Here is a 15,544-nt window from a genome sequence, read left to right as displayed (position 1 = left end):
GACTCGGACGGTTGGGGCTCAGACGGCCGGGGCGGAGACCGGCTGCGGGGAGGTGTCGCGGAAGTAGTCGATGGTCCGCCGGAGGCCCTCCAGCCAGGGCACCTGCGGCTGCCAGCCGAGGAGTTCGTGGGCCAGGGTGGTGTCCGGCCGGCGCCGCTCGGGGTCGTCCACCGGGCGCTCCACGAAGCGGGTCTCGGACTGCGAGCCGGTCAGCTCGATCACCTTGCGGGCGATCTCCAGCACCGTGGCCTCGTCCCCGCCGCCGATGTTGACCGGCCGCACCGAGCGTGACGCGGCGACCTTGAGCATCCCGTCCAGGGTGTCCTCGACATAGCAGAGCGAGCGGGTCTGGGTGCCGTCCCCGGCCACCGTCAACGGCTCCCCGTTGAGGGCCTGGCGGATGAAGGTCGGCACGACCCGGCCGTCGTCCGCGCGCATCCGCGGTCCATAGGTGTTGAAGAGCCGCACGATTCCGGCATTGGTGCCGAGCCGCCGGGCGAAGGCCGTGCTCAGCGCCTCGGAGAAGCGCTTGGACTCGTCGTAGACACTGCGCGGGCCGACCGGGTTGACGTTCCCCCAGTAGTCCTCGCGCTGGGGGTGCATCAGCGGGTCGCCGTACACCTCGGAGGTGGAGGTCAGCAGGAAGCGGGCGCCGTCCCGCTCGGCGATCTGCAGGGCGTGCCGGGTGCCGGCGCTGCCCGCGTCCAGGGTCTCCAGCGGATAGGCCAGATAGTCGGCGGGCGACGCCGGGCAGGCGAGATGGAGCACCAGGTCGTAGCGGCCGTCCAGGACCTCCACACTGTGCGCGCGGACCAGGTCGCAGGCGATGAACCGGAAGCCGGCCCGGTCCTCCAGATGCTCGACGTTGGAGCGCGAACCGGAGAGGAGGTTGTCGGCGCAGTCGACCTCGGTCCCCTCGTCCAGCAGCCGCTCGCAGAGGTGGGAGCCGAGGAACCCGGCGCCGCCGGTGACCAGCGCCCGCCGCCAACGTCGGTCAGTGCCAGGTGAGTTCATGGCGGACCATTCATACGAATAAGGACAAACCGAGTGCCGATAAGGGCGGGTGCCCGGGAGTCCGCTCTCTACACGTTCCAAGAGTCACGGGATCGTCCTCGGGTGGGGACATTCGGGTGAATGAGCCGCCCCTCGGCGTCTGCGCGCTGTCGGGTGGGACAACCGCTCGGTACCGGGGGCGTCCGACTCGTCCACCCCGGAGTGGTGGGCCCCGTTCTCTCGGCTGCCTGGGAGCGGGGCCCACCGTGGGGGGCCGTCGGCTCGACCCGTGAGGTATCCGAAAGTTGTTTTCTGAGAAGGGAGTTGCCCCATGGCAGACCTCGACCCGATCGAACTGCAGCGCGCGCTGGCCGGCGCAGAGTACCCGGTGAGCAGGGAGGACCTGGTCGGCCGGGCCCGCCGGAACGACGCCGACGAGGACATCGTCCGAGCGCTCTCGGAGGCCGAAGCGGAGCGCTTCTCCAGCCCGGCCGACGTCGAGCACGCCGTCTTCTCCGCCCAGCGCTGAGCGAGCGCCGGTCAGCCGTCCCCGGTCCCCGCCTCGGACGGCTCTCCGGCGAACTCGAACAGCTCGGCGAGTATCCGGTTGGTGTCGTTCAGGATGGTGCCGTAGACCGGCCAGAACCCTTCGGGCTCCGTCTCGCCGATCCCCTGGGCGGCCAGGTCGTCGAGGGCGTCCAGGCCCTCCCCGGCGATCCGCCGCACGGCCGACCGCTCGTCCGGCGCCTCCTCCGGTGTGCACCGCAGGAGGGCGTCGGCGCAGTGGTCCAGCAGATCGGCGTGGCCGGCCAGGAACTCCCGCTCGCGCTCGCCCGGCCGTTCCTCGACGGAGGAGCGCAGCAGGTAGACCTCGGCCTCGACCAGCGACCGCAGATGGCGGGCGATCCGCTCCACGAGATCGGCCAGCGGGTACCAGGAGCCGAGCCCGCGGGGCGCGCGGGCCAGCCGGCGGCGGGGATTGAGCCGCAGGTTCTCCTCCTCCCCGGCCAGCGTCGAGCGGACGCCGGCGGTCTTCGTCAGCAGGTCCAGGCAGGAGTCGCGCCACTGACGGGAGCGCTCGGCGAGCTCCTCCCGCCGCCTTCGCCGCTCCTCCTCCTCGTCCCCGTCCTCGTCCTCGCCCGCGTCCTGTTCCCGGGCCCCGCCGCCGGTCTCGCGCAGCGCATCGGCGAGCTCCCGCAGCAGGTCCGCCGCCGTCCGCTGGGACTGGCGGAGCCGCTGCCGGGCGCGGTCGGTGTGGGTCAGCGGGGCCAGCAGCAGATGGACCCCCAGCCCGCAGCCGGCGCCGAGCAGCACGGACAGCGCCAGGCGCAGCAGGTAGTCGTCCTGACCGCCGCCGGAGGCGAACGCGAAGAGGGCGATCACCGGCACCTGCGCGCGCTGCGCGCCCAGCCCCGGCGCCTTGGCCAGCAGCAGGGCGACCAGCACCAGGGGTGCCAGCGTCCAGGTGTGGACGCCGGCGGTGCCGCCGAAGGCGGCGGCCAGGGCCGCGCCCAGGACCATCGCCAGCACATAACGGACGGTCTCCCGCAGCGAGTGGTACACCGTCTGCTGAAGCGCCAGCAGGGCCGTGAGCGGGGCGAAGGCGCCCACCGTGGACAGCCCCGCGACGGAGGCCGCCCACCAGGCCAGCGTCGCAGCGAACACGGCCTTCGCCTGGAGCAGCAGATCGTCCCGCTCGTAGCCTGGATGCCGCAGGGCGCGCCCGGTGTAGGCGGCGACCGCGCCCGGCATCGCGGCGGCGCGCCTGCTGCCGGCCTGGAACCGCTCCCGGACCCCGGTCATCGAACGCCCCCTTCCCGGGTACGGGCCACGTGTACGATCGGGGCATCGCGTACCACGGGTCGAAGCGCCCAAACGGCGCCCGGAGCGGAGCCGGAGCGGAGTGACCCACCGCGGGTGTCGATCGCGGAATCCCGGGAACCCGCCCGTTATGTCTTCGACATCCTGGTTTCCCCTGGCCGTTGAAGTCGCCGCGCGCTCCAATCCGGTGGCCGGAATCATCGGCGTCGTGGTCGGCGTCCTGGTAGTGATCGGTCTGATCACCGCGTTCGCGGTGGGCCACCGGCGCAAGGCCGACGAGCCACCGCCGCCACCGCCCGGCCAGCCCGGGCAGGACTCCTGGTCGACACCGGAGCAGCGGGCCGACGAGGAGCAGCGCGGAGAGCGCTGAGCCGGCCGGCCCGGGCCCGCCCGGCGGCCCCGTACGACCGTTTGACCTCCTGGGACACGGGTAGCCGCGCGCCATGGACCATTCGCGGGCGCCCGTGTTGGAAGCGTTGGAGGCGTATCGGCGATGTGGCCGGACGCCGTTCAGTCCACCGGGCCACAAACAGGGCAGGGGGGCCGACCCCCGGGTACGGAAGGCGATCGGAGACGCCGTCTTCGCCTCGGACGTCCTGGCCTTCTCCGGCCTGGACGATCGCGTCTCCTCGCACGGAATCCTCGAAGAGGCCCAGGAGTTGATGGCGGACGCGGTCGGCGCCAAGCACGCCTTCTTCTCCACCTGCGGCAGCTCCCTCTCCGTGAAGAGCGCGATGCTCGCCGTGGCCCGCCCGCACGAGTACCTGCTGATCGGCAGGGACGTCCACAAGTCGGTGGTGTCCGGGCTGATCCTCTCCGGCATCCGGCCGGTCTGGGTCGAGCCGCGCTGGGACCGGGAGCTGCGGCTGGCGCATCCGCCCGGCCCCGCCGAGTTCGAGGAGGCCTTCGAGCGCTGCCCTGAGGCGCGCGGAGCCCTGGTCACCAGCCCGAGCCCGTACGGTGCCTGCGCCGATCTGGAGAAGCTGGTCGAGGTCTGCCACCGGCGCGGCAAACCGCTGCTGGTGGACGAGGCCTGGGGCGCCCATCTGCCGTTCCATCCGTCGCTGCCCCGCTGGGCGATGGACGCCGGGGCGGACGTCTGCGTCACCTCGGTGCACAAGATGGGCACCGGGCTTGAGCAGGGCTCCGTCTTCCACCTGCAGGGCGACCTGATCAGCCCGGTCGAGCTGAAGCAGTGCGCCGACCTCCTCGGCACCACCAGCCCCTCGGTGCTGATCTACGCCGCTCTGGACGGCTGGCGCCGCCAGATGGTCGAGGACGGCAAGGAGCTGCTGCGGCGGACCCTCGCGCTGACCGAGGAGGTCCGCGGCCGGATCGAGCAGATCGACGGACTGCACGTGCTGGGCTCGGAGTTCACCGCGCCGGGGATGGCGGCCGAGTTCGACCCGCTGCCCACCGTCATCGACGTCAGCGGCCTCGGCGTCACCGGCTACCGCGTCGCGGACTGGCTCTACGAGCGCGAGAAGATCAACGTCCACCTCGCCGACCACCGGCGGATCAACACCCAGCTCACCATCGCCGACGACGACTCCACCGCGGACCAGCTCTACACCGCGCTGTCCCGGGTGGCGGACCACGCCGCCGAGCTGCGCCCCGCCGAGACGGTCGAGATCCCCCCGCCCGAGGAGCTGCGGCTGGAGCAGGTGCTGCTGCCCCGGGACGCCTTCTTCGGCCGTACCGAGCGGGTCGCCGTCGAGGACGCGGCCGGCCGGATCGTGGCTGAGATGCTCACCCCGTATCCGCCCGGCATCCCGGTCGCCCTCCCGGGGGAGCGGCTCAACCGCCCGGTGCTGCGCTATCTGGCCTCCGGTCTGCGGGCCGGGATGGTGGTGCCGGACGCCGCCGACCCGGAGCTGGGGTCGGTGCGGGTGGCGGTCGAGGACTGACCGAGGCGAAGACCCGGGCGACGGCCCGGGCGACGGCCCGGGCGATGACGGAGGAATTTTCTCGACAAAACGGGGCACCCGGGACATATGTTTTTGATTCGTCCCCCTGGGGTCTATCGTCCCGGCGGCGACACCTCGCTGCTGCTGAGCAGCCTGGCCGCCGAGGATCTCGGGCGCGGCCGCAGTGTCCTCGACGTGGGCACCGGCTGCGGCCCGCTCGCCGTCGCCGCGGCCTGCCGCGGTGCCCGGGTCACCGCGGTCGACGTCTCCCGGCGGGCCCTGCTGGCTGCCGCCTTCAACGCGGCCCTCCACGGCCGGCGGATCGCCGTCCGCCGCGGCGACCTGCTGGCGCCCGTCGCGGACCGCCGCTTCGACGTGGTGGTCACCAACCCGCCCTACGTCCCGGCGATCGCCAAGCGCGCCCCCCGGCTGGGCGCCCGGCACACCTGGGACGGCGGCCCCGACGGGCGCCGGCTGCTGGACCGGCTGTGCGCCGAGGCGCCCGCCCTGCTGGCGCGGGGCGGGGTGCTGCTGGTGGTCCAGTCCGCCTTCGCGGGGGTGGAGGCCACCTGTGCGGCGCTGCGGGCGGCCGGGCTCACGACCTCCGTGGTGGCCAGGGCCCGGCAGCCGTACGGGCCCGTGCTGCGCGGGCAGGCGACCTGGCTGGAGCGCCGCGGAATGGCCCGGCACGGGCAGCGCGAGGAGGAAGTGGTGGTGATCAGGGGTGCCAGAACCGACTGAGCCGCGGGTGCGGGTGACGATGCCGGAGGGGACCGGTCCGTTCCTGGTGGAGGGGCCGCTGGAGGTCCGGCTGCCGGACGGCGGGGTCGAGTTCTGCGAGCGCCCGGTGGTCGCCCTCTGCGCCTGCCGGCGCAGTGCCCGCTACCCGTTCTGCGACACCAGCCACCGCCGCCGTCCGCCCGCCCGCCGGCGTCAGGCGGACGGCGCGGACGGGGCGGAGGGCGCGGCGGCGGCCTCGGACGGGACGGCGGCCTCCTCGGGCAGCGGCACGCGGAGCGAACTGCGGCCCGCCTCCCAGCAGGAGACGAGGTAGTCGCCCAGCCGCTGCTCGACCAGACCGGAGGCGGCGAGGCCGAAGCCGACGTCCGCCGCCAGCTCCGGTTCCTCGGCCAGCAGGCCACCGATCACCTCGCGGCGCACCAACTGCTCGTGGACCGCGTCCGCCTCCACGTGCTCCCGGTAGAAGCGGATGCCCGCCTCGCCGGCGCCCAGCCGCGCCAGCGCCTGCGCCAGCCGGTCGGCGCCCGGCGAGGAGGTGATCTCCATCGCGGCGAACTGGCCCACCAGGGCGCCGCGATGGGCGCGGTGGAGGCCGAAGAGCGAGATCAGGTTGACCGCCGCCAGGGCCGGGGCCGGGGCGGCCTCCAGATAGCGGCCGTAGGAGGGGTCCAGGCCCAGGTCGGCCATCATCTCCGCGAAGAGCCGGGAGTGCATCCGCTCCGGGCGCCCGTCGCCGTACTCGTCGAACTCGACGGTCAGCAGGCCCGCCTGGGCCCGCCCGTGCAGCCGGGGGAGCGCCCAGGCCTGCGGGTCGGCCTCCTTGAGGTGGTAGAGCGAGCGGTGGGCCAGGTATTCGCGGGCCTGCCAGCGCTCGCCGCGGTCGCGGAGGAAGTACGAGGGGCCGGAGCCGTGCAGCGGTTCGACCAGCAGTCCGTCCAGCTGCTCCTGGACGTCGGGGACGGGGCCGAGCTCGGCGCGGAGGGTCTCGGTGAAGCGGCTCTCCAGATCCCGGCGCAGCCGCAGGAGCTCCGGATCCCACTCCCAGTCGTCGTCCACCCCCTGGAAGCCCCGGTAGTGGAGCTCGTAGCAGAGGTAGAGGGCCAGTTGGAGGTCCTCGTCCCAGCCGTCGCCCCCCTCGGCGCCCGGCAGCGCGGTGCCGGGCCGGGCGCGGAGGCCGGCGAGGAGGCCCTCGGTGACCGGGCCGCGGGCGGTGGGCAGGCTCGGCGGGCCGGCCGGGGTGACGCCCATGGCCTCAGCTCCGGCGGCGGCGCCGCTGGACCAGCACGATGTCCGCCGCGGCGGCCAGGGTGAGCACCGCGCAGGCCGCCGCGAGGCCGATCCACAGCCCCTGCGGCGGGCTCGCGTGCGCCCCGGCCCGGGCCGCGAGGTAGGCGAAGACACCGGTGCCGATCAGGAAGAGCGGTGCGAAGACGGAGGAGAGGAAGACCCGGAGGTCCAGGTCGCTGCGCGCGGTACGGGGTTCGGAACCGGTCCGCCGGCGCCGTCCGGTGATGTCCGTCTTGACGGCCGGCTCGGGGGCGCGGGGACGGGCGTTCGGGCCCTCCAGCGGGCGGCCGTGGGCGTCGGTGCGCAGGGGCGTCTCCTCGCCCCAGACCTTGCCCGCGCCGTAGTTGCCGCCGCCGACGTCGGTGTCGGGACGCTCGTGTTCGGCCTGGGTCTTGTGGTCGGGCTGATGCCTCATGGGGGTCCCTCCTCTCGGGTTCGCCGGTCAGTCCTTCCTCGGCGGACGGACCAGCACGTCCCCGTCCTCCTCGCGGACCTCGAAGACCGGCTGGGGCGCGGTGGCCGGACCGGTGGCGACGGAACCGTCGTCCAGCCGGAAGGTGCTGCCGTGCCAGGGGCAGCGCACGCAGTCCCCGTCCAGCGACCCCTCCGAGAGCGGCCCGGAGAGGTGGCTGCAGCGGTCGGCCAGCACCCTGAGCCGGCCGCCCTGCTGACGCACCACCAGCAGCGGGACCTCGCCGAGCGGCACCCGGCGCAGCTCCCCGGCCGGGAAGTCCGCGGCGGCGCCGATCCGCTGCCAGCCGGAGTCCAGCAGGTACGGCACCGCCTCGGTGTGGTTCACCCCGGCCGCCTGCCGGTAGGAGAGGTGGCCGCCGATGGCGCCGCCGAGGGTGGCCGCGCCCAGTCCGGCGAAGGCCAGCGCCCGTCCGGCGTTGGGCCTGCCGCGCAGCCGCTTCCACAGCGACAGGGAGTACAGGCCGACCGCGGCGCTGTTGGCCGCGGCGTGCACCACCCCGGTCCTGGCCTGCCGCTGGTGGAGCTCGGCCCAGTCCACCCAGCCGGCCAGTGCCGCGGGGGCGGCGCCGGCCAGGCCGAGGGTGACCAGCAGCGCGGAGGCGCGCCGGCGGTGCGGGAGGCAGTCCAGGACGGCGGCGCTCGACCACATCCCGATCGGGATCTGCACCAGCACCGGGTGCACGGGATGGCCGAGCCAGGTCCCGTGCAGCCGGTCCCGCCAGGGGCCGAGCGGGAGCCCGCGGACCAGCCGGCGGAGCGGGCCGGCCGGCTGATCCAGCACGGCGGCGTCCTCCACCTTGGTGAGCGCTCTCTCGAAGGCGTCGGTCGGGGCGGCGGCCGGCGGGCCGAGGTAGTCCTTCATGCCGATTCGACTAACCGGGGCGGCGGAACTGAAACGGCCCGGGACGGTGAAAGCGACTTTTCGGACAGGTCTCAGTCCCGCAGCAGGGGCAGCACCTCGGTCCGGTAGAAGTCGAAGAAGCCCTGCTGGTCGGGGCCGATCTGGTTGACGTAGACCTCGTCGAAGCCGGCGTCGGCGTAGGCGCGCAGGGTCGCGGCGTGCTCCTCGGCCTCGGAGCCGCAGGTGATCTGCGACCCGGTCATCTCCTCGGTGACGAGCCGCGCCGCCTGCTCGAAGTGCCGGGGTGTGGGCAGCACCTGGGCCAGCTCGCCCGGTACCAGCTGGGTCGACCAGAGCCGGTGGGCGGTCCGCACGGCGGCCGCGCGGTCCCGGCCCCAGCAGACCTTGGTGCCGCCGATCACCGGTCTGCCGGCGCCGCCGGACCGGTAGAAGCGCTCGACGAGGTCCCGGTCCGGGGTCATCGTCACGAAGCCGTCGCCGATCCGGCCGGCCAGCTCCGCGGCCTGCGGGCCGAAGCCGGAGACCAGGATCGGCGGCGGGTTTTCCGGGACGGTGTAGAGGCGGGCGTTCTCCACCGAGTAGTGGCGGCCGCGGTGGCTCAGCTCCTCGCCGGTGCACAGCCGCCGGATGATCTGCAGGGCCTCCTCCAGCATCTCCAGCCGTTCGGGGGCGGAGGGCCAGCGGTCGCCCAGGATGTGCTCGTTGAGCGCCTCCCCGCTGCCCACGCCGAAGCGGAACCGCCCCTCGGTCAGCACCGCCGAGGTGGCCGCCGCCTGGGCGATCACCGCCGGATGGATCCGCACCGTGGGACAGGTGACGAAGGTGGTCACCGGGAGTGAGGTGACCTGGGTCAGCGCGCCGATCACCGACCAGACGAACGGGCTGCTGCCCTGCTCGTCGTTCCACGGGTGGTAGTGGTCGGAGATCGCCAGATGGGTGAAGCCGGCCTGGTCGGCCAGCCGGGCCTGCCGCACCAGCTCCGCGGGGCCGAACTCCTCCGAGGAGAGGAAGTATCCGTAACTGGTCATGCCGCCCGGGTATCCGGAGCGCGGGCCGGGATACGCCGCCGGCTCAGGAACGGTTTTGCAGGGCGGTGGCCCGGTCGTGGAGGTGCTCCAGGGCGTCGAGGATGACGGTGCGCCGGTACCAGGAGAGCCAGGCGGCCAGGTCCTTGGCCAGTTTGAGCTGGGCGGTCCGCTGGTCGGGGGTGAGCCGGTGGTCCGCGTCGCGGTGCTGGACGGTGAGGGCGCCCTGGCGCGGCCCGGTGGGCGGGGCGAGGGGGGTGGCGTGGGCCGCGTGGGGGCCCTGGCCCAGGGGGCTCTCGTCCTCGGGGTCGGGGGTCGGCGGGTCCTCCACGGCGCTGGTCGCCCGGCCCTGGGCCCAGGCCCTGGCGGCGGCGGTGGCCGGCCGGGTGAGGCGGGCGTAGGCGTCGAGATAGGCCGAGCCGTGGTTGCGGTGCGCCTCCAGGACCAGGACGCTCCGCCGGGCGAGGTCGGCCAGGTGGACGGTGCCCGCGTCGGCCGCGGTGAGCTCGATGGCTTCGTCGACGGCGGCCAGCAGGACGGCGGCGCGATCGGTGGGGTGGGCGCGCCGCCTGGTGCGGAAGGGCCCGCTGGGCACCGGGAGGCGCAGCCGCCGGGGGAACCACGGCCCCTCCTCGGGCGGTGCCGGGGCGCCGGCCATGGCGGAGGCGAAGACCCGCAGCGGTACGTTGTGCCGCTGCGAGGCCTCCCGGAGCAGCATGAACGCCTGTTCGGGATCGGCGAGCCGGTAGCGGGCGGCCAGGACCCCCTGGGCGTAGTCGATCAGGCCGTAGCTGCGTGCCCTGGCGCGCAGGCCGTAGATCTCCTGGCGCAGCCGGGAGACCGGAGCCGCTGCCTGCTCCGGGACGGTCTCGGAGGCGGCGCTCCGGGCGGGGGCGGCCGGCTCGGCCGGGCCGCCGGGCTGGGCGCGGGCCAGCTCTGCCAGGGCCTCGGAGACGCTCGGGTGGAGGCCGACGCGTGGGCCCAGCCGGCGCTTCAGCAGCTTGCGGAGGCGCGGGTCGGGCGCCACCACGGCCGCCGGGGCACGGTCGGCCTGCCGGACGGCCGCCTCCAGGGCGGCCACGTCCGCCTCGCTCATCACGGTGGTGTCGCTGAGGTCGAGGATCAGGGACTGGCCCAGGGCGCGCGCCGCCTGCGCGCACTGCTCGGCCCTGAAGGCCGTCTCGGCGGCGCTCTCCGGCTCTGCCGCGCCGCCCAGGCGCACCAGCATCGTCCCCCCGACCGCACAGGCCGCGGTGGCCGCCCGGAGGCGGCGGGGCTGCTCGGATCGCGGGCTCATGGCACACCTCGGCCGTCGAACAGGAACCCGGCCGTTGCCTGACCGTCCGTCTGCTGGGCAACTCTGCCGGTGTCATACCCCAAAAGGCAAGGAAACAGGGCGGGTTGTCCCTCTATCAGGTGGCGGGCGCTCCCTCCTCCGGCGGGTCCGGCTCCTCGCGTTCCACGTGCCTGCGGACGTACCGGCAGGTGTCCCGGATCAGGCGGGACACGTGCACCTGCGAGATTCCGTACCGGTCGGCGATCTCCCGTTGCGGGCGGTCCTCGAAGAAGCGCAGGTAGAGGATGGTGCGCTCGCGCTCGGGGAGGCTGCGGAGCAGGGGGCGGGCGGCCTCCCGCTCCTCCACCGTCCGCAGCCGCTCGTCCACCGCCCCGATGCTCTCCAGCAGCGGGCGTGCCGCCGTGTCCGTCAGGCCGGCCGCGTCCAGGGACAGGGCGGAGCCGCTGCGCAGGGCCTCCAGGCCGGCGACGGCCTCCTGCTCGGTGAGTCCGGTGAGCTTGGCGATGACGGCCGGTGCGCCGGTGTCCCCAGGCTCGCAGCCCGCCTCGCCCAGGACGGCGCGGACCCGGTCGCGGACCTCCTGGAGGCGCCGGGGGACGTGTACCAGGCTGGTGAAGTCGCGGAGATGGCGGCGGAGTTCGCCGTCGATGGTGGGTACCGCGAAGGTGGCGAAGGCAGGGCTCACCGTCGGGTCGTACCGGTCCACCGCCTTCACCAGCCCGAGGGCGGCGACCTGGTGGAGGTCGTCCCGGGGCTCGCCGCTCGAGCGGTAGCGAAGGGCCAGCCGGTGGGCCATCGGCAGCCAGGCCGTGACGATCTCCCCCATCAGCCGTTCGCGTTCCGGGCCCGGGGGCAGGGTGCGCAGTCGGAGGAAGGCCTCGGCCGTGTCAGGGGCATCGTGGTGCGAATGCTTGGGGCGCAGTCGGGGCGTCATGGACGGTGCTCGCTAAGGGCCGCAGAGGGGTGGGCCACCGGCGGGGACGGGGGTGGGGCCCACCGCCGCACGCGGTGCGGGGCCTCTGGGCCGAAGCACAGAGGGTCGGATTGCCCGGTTCCGGAGCGCCGAAACAGCGGAACGGCCGATCGGGTGACGGACTCCCCCTTGTTCGGGGGCCCGGAGACCGAGGAGGCTGCGGAGGGGGAGGCGACGCGGCACCGCTGCGGAGACGACGAGAGGAGCACAGATGTCGGTCGCTGAGCCGAGTCTTGCGGGCATCGACCTGCCGCGGGTCCGGCGGTGGCTCGCCGGGAACGTCCAAGGGCTGGTCGGGCCGGTGGAGCTCGGCCTGGTCTCCGGCGGGCGGTCCAACCTGACCTACCGGGTCACCGACGCGGCCGGAGCGGTGTACGCGCTGCGGCGGCCGCCGACCGGCGGGGTGCTGGCCACCGCCCACGACCTCGGCCGGGAGTGGGCGTATCTCTCGGCGCTGGCGCCGACCGCGGTGCCGGTCCCGGTGCCGGTCGCCTACTGCGAGGACGCCTCGGTGACCGGGGCCGAGTTCTACCTCATGGGTTTCGTCGAGGGACGGGTGCTCGCCGATCGCGAGGCCGGCCTGCGGATGGCCGCGGAGGCCCGGCCGAGGGCCGCGGCCCAGACGGTGGAGGTCCTGGTCGCGCTGCATGCGCTGGACCCCGGCGGGATCGGGCTCGGCCGGTTCGTCCGCAGGACCGGGTACGCCGAGCGGCAGCTGCGGCGCTGGCACGCGCAGGTGCACGCGATCGACGCCCCCGGGCTGCCGCTCCTGGACGAGGTGCACGACCTGCTGGTCCGCCGCGTCCCGGCACAGCCCGCTCGGGGGATCGTCCACGGCGACTACCGTCCGGGCAATATGGCCTTCGCGCCGGACGGCAGCGCGCTGGCGGTGTTCGACTGGGAGCTCGCCACCACCGGCGATCCGCTGGCCGACCTCGGCTGGCTGGTCTCGGGCTGGCAGGAGCCGGGCGACGAGCTGCCGGCCACCACGTCCGGGCCGGCCGAGGCGCCCGGGTTCGGCGGCCGGGACGAGGTGGTGGAGCGCTACGCCCGGCTCTCCGGCCGGGACGTGTCGGAGCTGCCGTACTGGGTGGCCTTCTCGCGCTGGCGGTCGGCCTGCATCGGCGCGGGGGTGGAGGCCCGCTACGCGGCGGGCCACATGGCCGACGACGGATACCGCGAGGCGCCGGCGCACTCGGCGGAGCGCGGCGAGCGGCTGCTGCTCGCCGCGCGGGACGCCCTGGCCTGAGGCGGGGCGCCTTGCGCTGCGGCGGGGAGCCCTACTCGATGACGAGGTCCACCGGGATGTTGCCGCGGGTGGCGTTGGAGTAGGGGCACACCTGGTGCGCCTGCTCGACGAGCTTGCGGCCGGTCTCCTCGTCGACGCCGTCGGGGAGCTCCACCCGGAGGGTGACGGCGAGGGCGAAGCCGTCGCCCTGCTTGCCGATGCCGACCTCGCCGGTCACCGAGGCGTCGCTGAGGTCGGTCTTCGCCTGGCGGGCCACCACGCCGAGGGCGCTGGCGAAGCAGGCCGCGTAGCCGGCGGCGAAGAGCTGCTCGGGGTTGGTGCCCTGGCCGCTGCCGCCCAGCTCGACCGGCGGGGCGAGCTGGAGGTCGAGGCGGCCGTCGGAGCTGTAGGCCCGGCCGTCGCGGCCGTGGGTGGCGGTGGCGACGGCGGTGTAGAGGGCGTCCATGGTGCTGGGGTCCTTTCGCGTCGGCCGGCGGCCGGGTGCGGCCGCCGTGCTCACGAAGAGAAGTGAAGCACACAATTCAGTTGTGCACAACTGAATCGCGTTCTTGCTAGCCTGGATGCCGTGACCGACCTCAATGCCGTGCCGGACGAGGAGCTCCTCCGCCTCGACCGGCAGATCTGCTTCTCGCTGCACGCCGCCTCGCGGGCCTTCGGCGGGCTCTACCGCGTCCTCCTGCGCGACCTCGGCCTCACCTATCCCCAGTACCTGGTGATGCTGGTGCTGTGGGAGCACGGCGAGCTGCCGGTGAAGCGGCTCGGCGAGCATCTGCGACTGGACTCGGGGACCCTCTCGCCGCTGCTGAAGCGGCTGGAGGCGGCCGGTCTGGTCCGGCGCAGGCGCAGCACCGAGGACGAGCGCTCGGTCTGGGTGGGGCCCACCGATGCCGGCAGGGAGCTGCGGGCGAAGGCGGTCCTGGTGCCGCGCCGGATCGCGGCGGCCACCGGCTTCGACCCGGCCGAGATCGACGATCTGCGGCAGCGCCTGGACCGGCTCACCCGCACCCTGGACGCGGCCTCCCTGGACGGCGGTCCGGACTGCGGATGACCCCGCGCCGGACCTGCCGCTGACCGGAATCCTCCGCTCGCGGAACTGGTACGCCCGGCCACGCGTCGTCATGTGCACGCGCGGTTCGCAGGAGCGAAGGGGGGCGCCGGGGGATGGGAGCGGGAGTACCTGGCGCGCCGGACGAGGGAGGCGCACGGCTGAGCCGCCGCCTGCTCGCCCGCGGGCGCCGGCTGATCGCGGCCGGGACGGCGGTCCGCGTCCTCGGCATGGCGATCGGCCTGAGCGGGTCCGTCGTGCTGCGGGCCTCGGCGCAGAACTTCCCCTTCACCGCGCCCCTCCTCGCCGAGTGGTGGCTCCGCGAGTTGGGCGGCCTGACCGCTCTCGGGTACGGGCTGGTCATCTTCGCGGTGGGCCGGCTGACGATCGTCCGCGGCAAGCAGTACGCCCAGCGGATCGCCACCCCGGAGGCCTGGCTGGGCTCCCGCTACCTCCTCTATCTGCGGCCTTTCCGGCTGGACGCCCGACTGGCGGCGCTGCCTCCGGACGTGGCCGGCGGCGGAGGGGCCGCCGGGCCGGTCTTCTTCGCCTCGGGGCTGACCTACGAGGAGTCCCTGGTCCGCCGCTTCCAGCCGTACGGGCGGGTGGTGGCGATCGGCCGGCCCGGCGAGTGCCTCCCGCTGCCCGGGGCCAGCCGGGCCTATCTGCCGGACGAGGGCTGGCAGCCCGCGGTGAGCGGGCTGATCGCCGCCGCCCACGCGGTGCTCCTCTCCGTCGGATCCGGTCCGAGCACGGTCTGGGAGTACACCGAGGCGCTGCGGCTGCTGCCGCCCGAGCGCCTGGTGCTGCTGGTGTGCTGCGGACCGGAGGAGTACGCCGGCTTCCGGGCCGCGGCGGAAGCCGAGTACACCCGGCGCTCCCTTCTGGAGCCCGGTGATCCGGCCACCGGAGAGTGGCCCGAACCGCCCCGACTGCCCGACTACCCCCCGCCCGTGCGGCCGCGGCGCTCCCGCTGGGAGGTTCTGCTGAACGGCGGGCGGAGGCGGCTGGAGTGGGACTACGCCCTCAAGGGTGTGATCCTCCTCGCCGCCGACCGTGCCCCGGCCTTCCGCCGGGTCGACCCCACCGCGCTGCGCCTGGTGTCCGCCGTGGGTCTGCGGCGCCTGGCCGGTCGTGAACTCGAGCCAGTGATGGAGCAGTTGAATGAGCTTTCGCAACGGGAGTGACCGGCCGCCCCGGTCGTTCCTCCGTCCGCGCACCGGGCCGCCGGCCTCCGGGGAGGCCGCGGTTCCGGCGGAGGCCGCCGGTCCCGCCGGTCCCGCCGGCACCACCGACGCCGCCGTTTTCGCCGTCCCCGCAGGGCCGGAGGTCCCGGCGGCCGCCGCCGACGGGTTATGGAACGCCGGGGTCACCGAGCGGCACTACACCCGCAGCCGGGAGAAGTACCAGTCGGCCGTCATGGAGCAGTACAAGCTCTGCGTGGAGATGGCCGACCGGGTCAGCGCCAGACGCAATCTGGCCAATACCTTCTTCCTCTCGCTGAACAGCGCCGTGGTCGCCGCCGCCTCGGCGGTCGCCGGGCACGGCTGGCGCCAGGCGCCGCCGCTGCTGGTCTTCGCCGGGCTGCTGATCCTGCTGGGCGAGTGCCTGGCCTGGTTCCTGATGATGCGCTCCTACCGGCAGTTGAACCATGCCAAATGGGAGGTCATCGGCCTGCTGGAACGGCGGCTTCCGGCCCGGGCCTACTCCGACGCCGAGTGGGGCATGCTGGGCAGAGGGCGGGATTTCCGCCGCTACATCCCGCTGACCATCGTGGAGCAGGGCATCCCGATCTTCTTCGCCGTGGCGTACCTCCTCGGGTACGCGGCGGCCGTGGGGTGAACACCCGTGCCGCGCCGGTGTCCTGAAC

The 15,544-nt window shown here is 74.3% G+C and carries 17 protein-coding genes and 1 pseudogene; 9 read left to right on the top strand and 9 right to left on the bottom strand.

The genetic code is table 11. The features are described from left to right. Positions 1-18: 18 nt before the first annotated feature. The gene (locus BS73_RS05810; RefSeq protein WP_051939523.1) at positions 19-1,014 is read right to left on the bottom strand and encodes an NAD-dependent epimerase/dehydratase family protein; all 996 of its coding nucleotides are present in this window, start codon (positions 1,012-1,014) and stop codon (positions 19-21) included. A gap of 310 nt (positions 1,015-1,324) precedes the next feature. On the opposite strand from BS73_RS05810, the gene BS73_RS05805 reads away from it, so the two are divergent. Next, positions 1,325-1,522 carry a DUF2795 domain-containing protein gene (locus tag BS73_RS05805; protein WP_037570218.1) on the top strand — a complete coding sequence of 66 codons (198 nt, stop codon included), beginning with the start codon at positions 1,325-1,327 and terminating at the stop codon, positions 1,520-1,522. Positions 1,523-1,533: 11 nt separating this feature from the next. Here BS73_RS05805 and BS73_RS05800 read toward each other — a convergent pair whose 3' ends face one another. After that, positions 1,534-2,796, bottom strand: a complete 1,263-nt coding sequence (locus BS73_RS05800) for an aromatic acid exporter family protein (protein ID WP_037570216.1) — start codon at positions 2,794-2,796, stop codon at positions 1,534-1,536. Between the two features lie 148 nt (positions 2,797-2,944). Between BS73_RS05800 and BS73_RS05795 the strand changes: the two genes are divergently transcribed. The 4 genes and pseudogenes from BS73_RS05795 to BS73_RS39250 all read left to right on the top strand — a co-directional run. Then, entirely contained in the window at positions 2,945-3,184 is a 240-nt protein-coding gene (locus tag BS73_RS05795) for a DUF6479 family protein (RefSeq protein WP_161789647.1), read from the top strand. Between the two features lie 73 nt (positions 3,185-3,257). Beyond that, entirely contained in the window at positions 3,258-4,721 is a 1,464-nt protein-coding gene (locus tag BS73_RS05790; protein ID WP_037570212.1) for an aminotransferase class I/II-fold pyridoxal phosphate-dependent enzyme, read from the top strand. An 87-nt stretch (positions 4,722-4,808) separates the two neighbouring features. Next, positions 4,809-5,462, top strand: a complete 654-nt coding sequence (locus tag BS73_RS05785) for a HemK2/MTQ2 family protein methyltransferase (RefSeq protein WP_037570211.1) — start codon at positions 4,809-4,811, stop codon at positions 5,460-5,462. Positions 5,463-5,481: 19 nt separating this feature from the next. Next, a pseudogene (locus BS73_RS39250) lies at positions 5,482-5,619 on the top strand (CDGSH iron-sulfur domain-containing protein); the annotation flags it as partial. 35 nt (positions 5,620-5,654) lie between these two features. Here BS73_RS39250 and BS73_RS05780 read toward each other — a convergent pair. From BS73_RS05780 to BS73_RS05755, 6 genes are all read right to left on the bottom strand, one after another. Further along, positions 5,655-6,710: an iron-containing redox enzyme family protein gene (locus tag BS73_RS05780; RefSeq protein WP_051939522.1), complete on the bottom strand. Its 1,056-nt coding sequence runs from the start codon at positions 6,708-6,710 to the stop codon at positions 5,655-5,657. A gap of 4 nt (positions 6,711-6,714) precedes the next feature. Next, positions 6,715-7,164, bottom strand: a complete 450-nt coding sequence (locus BS73_RS39245; protein WP_235215320.1) for a DUF6343 family protein — start codon at positions 7,162-7,164, stop codon at positions 6,715-6,717. A 27-nt stretch (positions 7,165-7,191) separates the two neighbouring features. Continuing rightward, the gene (locus tag BS73_RS05770) at positions 7,192-8,085 is read right to left on the bottom strand and encodes a Rieske 2Fe-2S domain-containing protein (protein WP_084703826.1); all 894 of its coding nucleotides are present in this window, start codon (positions 8,083-8,085) and stop codon (positions 7,192-7,194) included. 71 nt (positions 8,086-8,156) lie between these two features. Next, entirely contained in the window at positions 8,157-9,113 is a 957-nt protein-coding gene (locus BS73_RS05765) for an LLM class F420-dependent oxidoreductase (protein WP_037570210.1), read from the bottom strand. A gap of 43 nt (positions 9,114-9,156) precedes the next feature. Then, on the bottom strand, positions 9,157-10,407 hold the full coding sequence (locus tag BS73_RS34430) for an ANTAR domain-containing protein (protein ID WP_051939520.1): 1,251 nt from the start codon (positions 10,405-10,407) through the stop codon (positions 9,157-9,159). 115 nt (positions 10,408-10,522) lie between these two features. Next, entirely contained in the window at positions 10,523-11,341 is an 819-nt protein-coding gene (locus BS73_RS05755) for a sigma-70 family RNA polymerase sigma factor (protein WP_051939518.1), read from the bottom strand. Positions 11,342-11,591: 250 nt separating this feature from the next. Between BS73_RS05755 and BS73_RS05750 the strand changes: the two genes are divergently transcribed. Next, a complete protein-coding gene (locus BS73_RS05750) occupies positions 11,592-12,629 on the top strand; it encodes a phosphotransferase family protein (protein WP_051939516.1) in 1,038 nt (345 codons plus the stop codon). 31 nt (positions 12,630-12,660) lie between these two features. Here the strand turns inward: BS73_RS05750 and BS73_RS05740 are convergent, their stop codons facing one another. Further along, on the bottom strand, positions 12,661-13,074 hold the full coding sequence (locus tag BS73_RS05740; RefSeq protein ID WP_037570207.1) for an organic hydroperoxide resistance protein: 414 nt from the start codon (positions 13,072-13,074) through the stop codon (positions 12,661-12,663). 120 nt (positions 13,075-13,194) lie between these two features. On the opposite strand from BS73_RS05740, the gene BS73_RS05735 reads away from it, so the two are divergent. The 3 genes from BS73_RS05735 (at position 13,195) to BS73_RS05725 (ending at position 15,516) form a co-directional block, all read left to right on the top strand. Further along, a complete protein-coding gene (locus tag BS73_RS05735) occupies positions 13,195-13,677 on the top strand; it encodes a MarR family winged helix-turn-helix transcriptional regulator (protein WP_200886647.1) in 483 nt (160 codons plus the stop codon). 113 nt (positions 13,678-13,790) lie between these two features. After that, complete coding sequence (locus BS73_RS05730) at positions 13,791-14,861, top strand: hypothetical protein (protein ID WP_051939514.1); 1,071 nt, start codon at positions 13,791-13,793, stop codon at positions 14,859-14,861. Continuing rightward, a complete protein-coding gene (locus BS73_RS05725; RefSeq protein ID WP_235215319.1) occupies positions 14,839-15,516 on the top strand; it encodes a RipA family octameric membrane protein in 678 nt (225 codons plus the stop codon). Before BS73_RS05730 ends, BS73_RS05725 begins: the two co-directional genes overlap by 23 nt. The last annotated feature ends 28 nt before the right edge of the window (positions 15,517-15,544 follow it).

The sequence above is a fragment of the Phaeacidiphilus oryzae TH49 genome, assembly GCF_000744815.1.
Classification (GTDB): domain Bacteria; phylum Actinomycetota; class Actinomycetes; order Streptomycetales; family Streptomycetaceae; genus Phaeacidiphilus; species Phaeacidiphilus oryzae.
The sequence above is the reverse complement of the archived record's forward strand: the minus strand, read 5'-3'. Positions and strand labels throughout refer to the sequence as shown.